We start from the raw sequence: 6,754 nt of genomic DNA on the forward strand, positions 1-6,754 counted from the left end.
CTCCCCCAACGGCACGGGAGCCGCGTGCGTTGCGGGCGTCGATTCCGTCACCCGATCAGTGACCGCGCTGAAAAAGCTCAGTGTCTCGCACGCGGGTGCTGCCAGCGAGGTGCCAGTCCAGTAGGGGGTGTATGCAGGCGCGTGATCAGGGTGTTCCCACCCTCGCTCCGCGAATCCGTGGCCGCCCGGGCGGGATGAGGCACAGCAGCGGAGCCGGCCGGAGTCATCGCCGAGCCCAGAAACGCGCAGACCGCACCGGCTGCCACCGCAACTGGTTTGAGCACGCCGCGCATGAAAGCTCCCAATCTCAAAGAAGGACCGGAAGACGGCAAACCAGCGACCCCGGCCCCAGCCGGGCCATCTCAGCTCACCACGCCCGCCTGCCCTTGTCCCGCTGACACGAATGGGCAACCGGGTGAACAACAGAGCCTCGCCCGGCTGGCGGCGGTTCCTTCTTCTGGGGCAGGTCAGCCACGCCATACCGCACCGGAACTGTCGATTTCGGAACTTCGGGCGCGAGGACTCGCCCGGTGGCAGGCGAGCTCGACCGGCGTAGGCTGGGCCGCCCACACCCCCGGATCAAACCGACATTCAGCTTCGATGGGTTCGTGACGGCCACCACCCACCGGATCGCCACACACCGCTGCGACCTGCACACTCTCGTGATCGCCAGGGCTGGGACTGTAGGTGCCGAGCTTGTGCCAGACCCCGACGAACAACGTCAGAGCCAACCGGTCGAGCGAGTCGGCCCGGTCGTCGAGGAAGATCTCCAGGTCCTCGAGCACCTCCAGGACGTGGTTGGCGGGCACCGCGGTGTGGGTGAGCTGGGCGATGGTCGTGGCTCTGATCCGCTCGCCCGGCCGGTGAACCGCGCAGAGGATGCGGATATCGCGCCCCACCGAGCCGATGGTGCCAGACGGTCAGCCCCGCAGTTCCGCGATCCGTGCGGCCCGGCTGATCAAGAAGGCCGCCAATTCCGGGTCCAGCAGCGGCAGTTTGCTGCTGACGCCGTGCAGAGTGCGGGGCATGTCGAACAGCGATGTTCGAGTCCCAGCGTATCGGGTGCAGCGTACACGTGTCGGGACTTGGTACGACGCTGCGGTGGGCCTGAACCGGAACCGCGGCCGGTCGAGTCCCACCGCAGGGAGGTCATGAATGGCGGAGCTGGTCAGAGCGGGGAGGTTGACTGATCAACGGGGGCAGGGACTGCAGCGGATCGTTCGGCGGGGCCGCCAGGAGTGCGTGCGGGTCCGTCGGGCTCTGATCATCATGGCGTCGGTGTAGGGCACCGCTGTGAGTGTGATCGCGTGGTTGGTCGCCGTGTACGAGGACGCTGTCCGGGATGTGATCGATGCGTTCGAGGAGAAGGGCGCGGCCGCTGCTGGATCTTCGACGGGTGGTCGTCCTCTATCGGGTGCGGTTGTTGGTGAGTTGCTTGGTTGTGCGGTGTTGTGTGGGGTTGGTGTGGGGTAGCGGCAGGTCGGGCAGGAGGGGGTGCCGCAGGTGCTGCCGGGTCTCATCGACAGTCAGGCGGAATGTGGTGGGGTCGGGTCGTACGCCGCCGCAGCGCCCTGACCCTCGAACAGCTGGCTGAGCGCACGCAACTGTCTGTCTCCACCCTCGCGACCGCCGCCCTGGGCCAGCAGTGCCCGAGCTGGTCGACCCTGCGCTCCTACCTGATCGCCTGCCGCGAGGACGCCGACGACTGGCGACCTCGCTGGGAGATGCTCGCCTCCGAATACCAGAGGCTGCAGGCAGGCATGCCCGAGCGCCTCGAACAGCGCCGTGTCGTCCTGCAGATGACTCCCGACCGTGTCCGCACCGTGGCCGACCTCAAGCTCGCGTTGCGGCACCTGCGCGCCCGCGAGGGCAACCCCCCTACAAGGCCATCGCCCACCGTCCCAACCCCGAAGGAAAGATCGCGATCAGCACCATCAGCGTGCTGCTCAGCCCCATGAGCAAGAAGCTCCCGACATGCGAGGTACTGATCGTCTTCCTCGCCGCGTTCGGCATCCGCCGTCACACGGGCCTGGCCGAATGGCGGGATGCCTGGACCCGACTGGCCATGGCAGCGCAGACGGACCAGTTCACGGCGACGGACCGCCCGGAGGCTGCCGTCGCCGCGTGAACACCACAGCCGCACCCTGTGCGTCCCCGGCAGGCCCAGCGGCCCGGGGCCCTGCCGAGTGCTGCGAGGACGGCGAGTTGTGCCCGGTCGAGTCGGCCGCGGCAGTTGGCGTTGGTTGGCGATCCAGACAGTGCGGCGTTCGGTGCCGTCGGGTAACCGTTCGTGCACCTGGCGCGGCACCTCCACCTTCGCGTTTCAAGTTGTGGGTGAGGGCTTGTACGCCTTTCCGGAAGGCCGCTGCGCCGCGCCCGGACGTCGATGCCGTGCGTGCGATCGCGGGCGCTGCGCGGGGTCGTGGGGCGGCTTTGACGTCGAGTGCGGCGAGCCGAGCGCGCTGCTCGTCGTTGAGGCTCGCTGAAGCGGTGGAGCGCCTGACCACCCAGCCGCCCCCGGCCCGGACATCACCTGAGAAGCCATCGGCGTCGGGCGGGAAGCAAGTTGTCCTCCGACAACTCGGCGGCAACTCACGGATCGCCTCGCCAGCCCGCCCGGCCTTGACCGGTCCATCGAGTCAGCACGCAATGGGTTGAGGCTGTTTTGTGCTCCACGGGCCCGCGCACCGCTGAACACCCGCCAGGTCCGCGCCGCCCAGGTTCGCGCCGTCCAGGCGCGTGTGGCTCAGGTCCGTGTGGTTCAGGTCCGCGCCGCGCAGGTCCGCGCCGCTCAGGTCCACGCCGCGCAGGTCCATGCGGCTCAGGTCCGCGCCGCGCAGGTCCGTGCCGCTCAGGTCCACGCCGCGCAGGCGCGCGCGGCTCAGGTCCGTGTGGCGCAGATCCGCGCGGCTCAGGTCCGCGCCGCTCAAGTTCGTGATGACCAGCTCCGCGTCGCGCAGGTCCGCATCACGCAGGTCCGCGCCGCTCAGGTTCCCGTCACTCAGGATCGTGCCGCGCAGGTTCATGCCGTTCAGGTTCATGCCGCGCAGGTCCGCGTCGCGCAGGTTCGCGCCGCTCAGGTCTGCGGCGCTCGGGTCCGTGCCGTCCCCAGCCGGGATGATTGTGTGCTTGCCTCGCAGGATCGCGCGGCGCAGGTCCGTGCTGCTCAGGTCTGTGCCGCGCAGGCTCGTGCCACGTAGGTCCGTGCGGTGCGGCTTCGTGCCACTTAGGTTCGTGCCGCGCAGGTTTGCGCCGCGCAGGTCCGTGCCGGTCAGGTCCGCGCTGCTCAGGTCTGTGCCGCGCAGGTCTGTGCCGCGCAGGTCCGCATCGACCAGATCGATGGACTGCAGGTCCGCCGCGGTGAGATCAGCTCGGGCCAGGTTCGCGCCGCTCAGATCGGCGTCAGCGTGCAGCTCGGCGCCGACGAGGTAGGCGTGCCGCAGGTCCAGGCCCGTGGCGAGGCGTCGGGGCGGATGGGGCAGGGTGAGGATGTCCAGGGCGGCCTGGATGTCGGCCTTGGGCCGGACACGGTCCGGCGCCTGCCCAGCCTTCTTCCGCGCCTTCGGTGCTTTGGCGGGTCTGGTGGTGTGGGTGCGGATGTAGGCGGAGAGCACGTTGCCCGCGGTGCGGCGGTCCCGTTGGGAGTCCTGCATGATGCGCTGCAACGCGTAGATCCCGCCCAGCCGCACATCCAGCGAACCACTGCCGAGGTTCTGCACTGCGGCGTTGTACCGGTCGGTGATCTGCCCTTCACGGGTGATGGCGTGCTCATCGCGCACCTGGGTGATCGACACCCAGGTGAACGCCACCACTGCCAGCGTGGCCGTCGTCGTCAACAGCGACACTAACCGCTCAAGGCGCACATCCCAACCCTGCCCACCACCCGAAGCACCCGGCCCGGCCGCGCCCGAGACCACTGCCCGGCCCGCTCGGCCCCGCCGGCCGACATGCCGCGCGCCCACCGGCGCCCGAGGCCGCACCGGCCACGATGGCGCCGCCCTGCCTGCTATCCGCCGTAACTGCCCACTACGCGCCCGGGAACGGACCCTGCCCCTGCTCATGGCGGCATTCGACCATGCTCACCCCGGCCACGGCCGGGGAATCCGCACAGCCGACCGGCACACCACGGCACATAGCCCCAGTCTCTGGCGCCGAGACTGGTCCTGCTCGTTGAGGTAGTGGAACTGTGCGTCCCGGTCGGGGTGCTGCTTGCCTTCCAGGGTCTTGGCATTGCTCTGCAGGCTGAAACCCTCCTCGAGCAGGAGGTCGCCAACCGTATCGGCGGAGATCCTGTGGCCCTGCCGGGTCAACTCCGCTGCGAGCTTGCGGGTGGATTTGGTGGTCCAGCGCAGCGGCGACATGGGATCTCCGCGGACGTCGGGCTCCACCAGCGTGAGGAGTGGCCCGGCGCAGCGCCGCGGCCGCTTCTGCCGGCTCTTGGCGGGGCGGTGGGGGTCCGGGGTGCCCCTCCGGGCCCGGGGGCAGGGGATCGGCCGGATGGGCGGGCACCGGGCGGTGGCACCGGGTGACCGCCGAACCAGTGCCCGCTGGTCGCACCCCCGATGAACGTCCCGACCGCCACCATCAGCAGGGGAGCGCCGAGGCAGCCCGTCCAGGCCCGAGCAGGTGCCGTCGGCGCCGGGGCCAGGGCGTCCGCCAGAGCCGTGGTCGCCAGGCGGGTCTCGGTGTGCGCCGTCCGGTCGGCCGTGCTGGGGACGACCACGTTCACCTGGTTCCGCCCGGCCACGTACACCGCCGGGACTCCGCAGACCCGGTCGGTGAGGCCGCAGCTCGGGCAGGGGTGGAGCCGCGATGCGGCAGCGATTCCCTCGTAGGTCATGGCGTCCCCCCGGATTCCGGCTGTCGCTGGACTTGTGACACAGCATCGCCTACTCCTGACGCCATGGGAGCAAAGCGTCGCTGACCGGGTGGGCGACTCGCGGCAACAAGTTGCCGTTTCTTTCGCGGCGGTGCCTCGTCCGGGTCGGAGGCTGAGGTGCCCTGCTCGCCTACCGGCTCCTCCAGGCCGCGACCGCGACGGGCCGGGCTGCGGCGCAGCCAGGACCGTGCGCAACCGTGCCGCCTCCTTGCCCGAGTACGCGCCGACGCCCGGCTCCTCCAGGCGCAGCACCCTGTCCGGGTGCCGCATCGCGTCCACGTCGGCGGGCGGCGCCTCCCACAGCCACAGTTCAGCCCCCGGCTCAGCACCGGCAGCCGCCGGGCGGGCAGCAGATCGGGGTCCGCGGGCACGAGCAGCGACAGCAGCTCCACCCGCCCGGTCACGCTGCCTGCGGCGCGCTCGGCGACGAAGCCGGCGAGTTCACCCGCCCACTCCGGCGCGGCCCCGGCGTTCGGCAGCTCCAGCGGCCGCCGGAGCTCGGGGGCGAGCCATCCCTGCGCCCACGCGCCGCTTCCGTCTCGTCGATGTGCTGGCGGTACAGACACCAACGCCCCCCCAACGTCGGCCCGCCGCCGACCGGGCCGCAGGCAACCCGCGGACCTGCCTGCCCCGATCCCCGCCCGGTTCGGCAGCAAGCACTCCAGGCTGCCCAAGCAGCATCCGGACCCACCCTCGGCGCCCTCGGCTGCACACAACGGCCCACACGCTGTCCCAGCACGGTTCAGGTCTCCGGCTGGTCGCCGTTCTGCTCTTCCCCCAGCCGCCGATACAGATCCAGGACGCGCTGCTCGGCCTCCGGGCTGAGCGGGCCCGGAGCAGGCCGCGGCGCCTCGGCACGCAGCGCCTCGGCGGTGGCATCCGAAGCGGCCAGGACCTCAGCGACAGCGCCACCCAACTCCCGGATCGCGCCCCGCAACCGGTCGCGTTCTTCCGCCGGAGCGGCCTCCAGCCGACCACGCAGGGCATCCCGCTCCCGCTGCAGACGCTCCACCTCGGGCACCTCCCCGGCCAAGCCCTCCTCCACCAACCGCTCCGCCTGCTCCGCCACCGGCACCGGCACCGGTGGCGGAGCGTCCTCGGGCGCAGACTGCGACCAGTACCAGCCGTGCTCTGCCATCCCCTCCTTCATCCACTCCAGCAGCAGCCACGCCCCCTTCGCGCGCACGGGAGGGGGCACGGCCGCCGCCGGAGGCAGGCCACTGCAAGAACGCGCCCGCGGCGGGTTTGCCGGCATCGCACGAGGAGCACAATCGGAGGTGGATCGGCCGTCCCGCATCGTCGTCATGCGGCATGACCACGCTGGTGGTCAGCGGACCGCCGCACCGTGAACACGGGGGCAGCCTGTCGGGGATCTCTACGCGGTTCACCCCGCCACCTCCCGCTCGCCACACGCAGCACCACCAAGGTCCCCTCCACCTGATCGTCAACCACTTACCCCTGTTGGTCCGGTCGCAGGCTGCCGCACCCGCATCCGCCGCTCCAGGTCCGCCCGCCACGCCCCCCGGTGCCGCCGGCTCTCAGCCAGAGCAGCAGCATGAGCAGATCGCGGTTGAGAAGATCGTCCGCCGTTGCAGCCCGACAGCAGCTCCGTCACCTTCAGGGTGTTGCCGCAGACGTCGACCGGCCCGCAGGGGTGCCGCCCTTCGGCGCTGCGGCGCCACTGTCGTCCGCTGCATCGTCGCAGCCCCGCCGTAGCCAGATGGCTGGTTTGCGCGGCGCCCTGAAGTCCGGATGCTCCTCACTGCACAGCAGTGCTGTCATCGGGGACGCGGTCCGCCCTGGAGGGCGAGATCACCGATCATACTCGGCTGCGGCAGGCATGATCCGGCGGGCGGGAACGGTGGCAACCCCCGC

Annotated in this window: 6 protein-coding genes and 2 pseudogenes; 3 read left to right on the forward strand and 5 right to left on the reverse strand. The window is 70.8% G+C overall.

From position 1 onward, the window contains the following. Positions 1-467: 467 nt before the first annotated feature. A complete protein-coding gene (locus tag IEY86_RS35285; protein ID WP_189135991.1) occupies positions 468-899 on the reverse strand; it encodes a hypothetical protein in 432 nt (143 codons plus the stop codon). Positions 900-1,535: 636 nt separating this feature from the next. Here IEY86_RS35285 and IEY86_RS35290 point away from each other — a divergent pair. Beyond that, complete coding sequence (locus IEY86_RS35290; protein ID WP_189135992.1) at positions 1,536-1,958, forward strand: hypothetical protein; 423 nt, start codon at positions 1,536-1,538, stop codon at positions 1,956-1,958. Continuing rightward, positions 1,955-2,128, forward strand: coding sequence for a hypothetical protein (locus IEY86_RS35295; protein ID WP_189135993.1), 174 nt, complete (start codon positions 1,955-1,957; stop codon positions 2,126-2,128). The genes IEY86_RS35290 and IEY86_RS35295 overlap by 4 nt, the downstream gene beginning before the upstream one ends. Positions 2,129-2,639: 511 nt before the next feature. On the opposite strand, the gene IEY86_RS35300 is transcribed toward IEY86_RS35295, so the two are convergent. Then, complete coding sequence (locus IEY86_RS35300) at positions 2,640-3,845, reverse strand: pentapeptide repeat-containing protein (RefSeq protein WP_189135994.1); 1,206 nt, start codon at positions 3,843-3,845, stop codon at positions 2,640-2,642. Between the two features lie 318 nt (positions 3,846-4,163). After that, positions 4,164-4,400, reverse strand: a pseudogene (locus IEY86_RS35305) (ISAzo13-like element transposase-related protein); the annotation flags it as partial. A gap of 162 nt (positions 4,401-4,562) precedes the next feature. Between IEY86_RS35305 and IEY86_RS35310 the strand changes: the two are divergent. Next, complete coding sequence (locus IEY86_RS35310; protein WP_189135996.1) at positions 4,563-4,835, forward strand: hypothetical protein; 273 nt, start codon at positions 4,563-4,565, stop codon at positions 4,833-4,835. A gap of 786 nt (positions 4,836-5,621) precedes the next feature. Here IEY86_RS35310 and IEY86_RS35315 read toward each other — a convergent pair. Together IEY86_RS35315 and IEY86_RS37345 are read right to left on the reverse strand one after the other, a co-directional pair. Continuing rightward, positions 5,622-6,065 (reverse strand): hypothetical protein, encoded by a 444-nt coding sequence (locus tag IEY86_RS35315; RefSeq protein ID WP_189135995.1) that lies wholly within the window; start codon positions 6,063-6,065, stop codon positions 5,622-5,624. A 43-nt stretch (positions 6,066-6,108) separates the two neighbouring features. Continuing rightward, positions 6,109-6,192: pseudogene (locus tag IEY86_RS37345) on the reverse strand (DUF6300 family protein); the annotation flags it as partial. Positions 6,193-6,754: the final 562 nt, after the last annotated feature.

This window comes from Wenjunlia tyrosinilytica, from assembly GCF_014646055.1.
GTDB lineage: Bacteria > Actinomycetota > Actinomycetes > Streptomycetales > Streptomycetaceae > Wenjunlia > Wenjunlia tyrosinilytica.

Coding starts and splice junctions, on each gene's coding strand:
- IEY86_RS35295 (WP_189135993.1), top strand. CDS start 1,955: ATGAGCAAGAAGCTCCCGACATGCGAGGTACTGATCGTCTTCCTCGCC.
- IEY86_RS35290 (WP_189135992.1), top strand. CDS start 1,536: ATGTGGTGGGGTCGGGTCGTACGCCGCCGCAGCGCCCTGACCCTCGAA.
- IEY86_RS35310 (WP_189135996.1), top strand. CDS start 4,563: ATGAACGTCCCGACCGCCACCATCAGCAGGGGAGCGCCGAGGCAGCCC.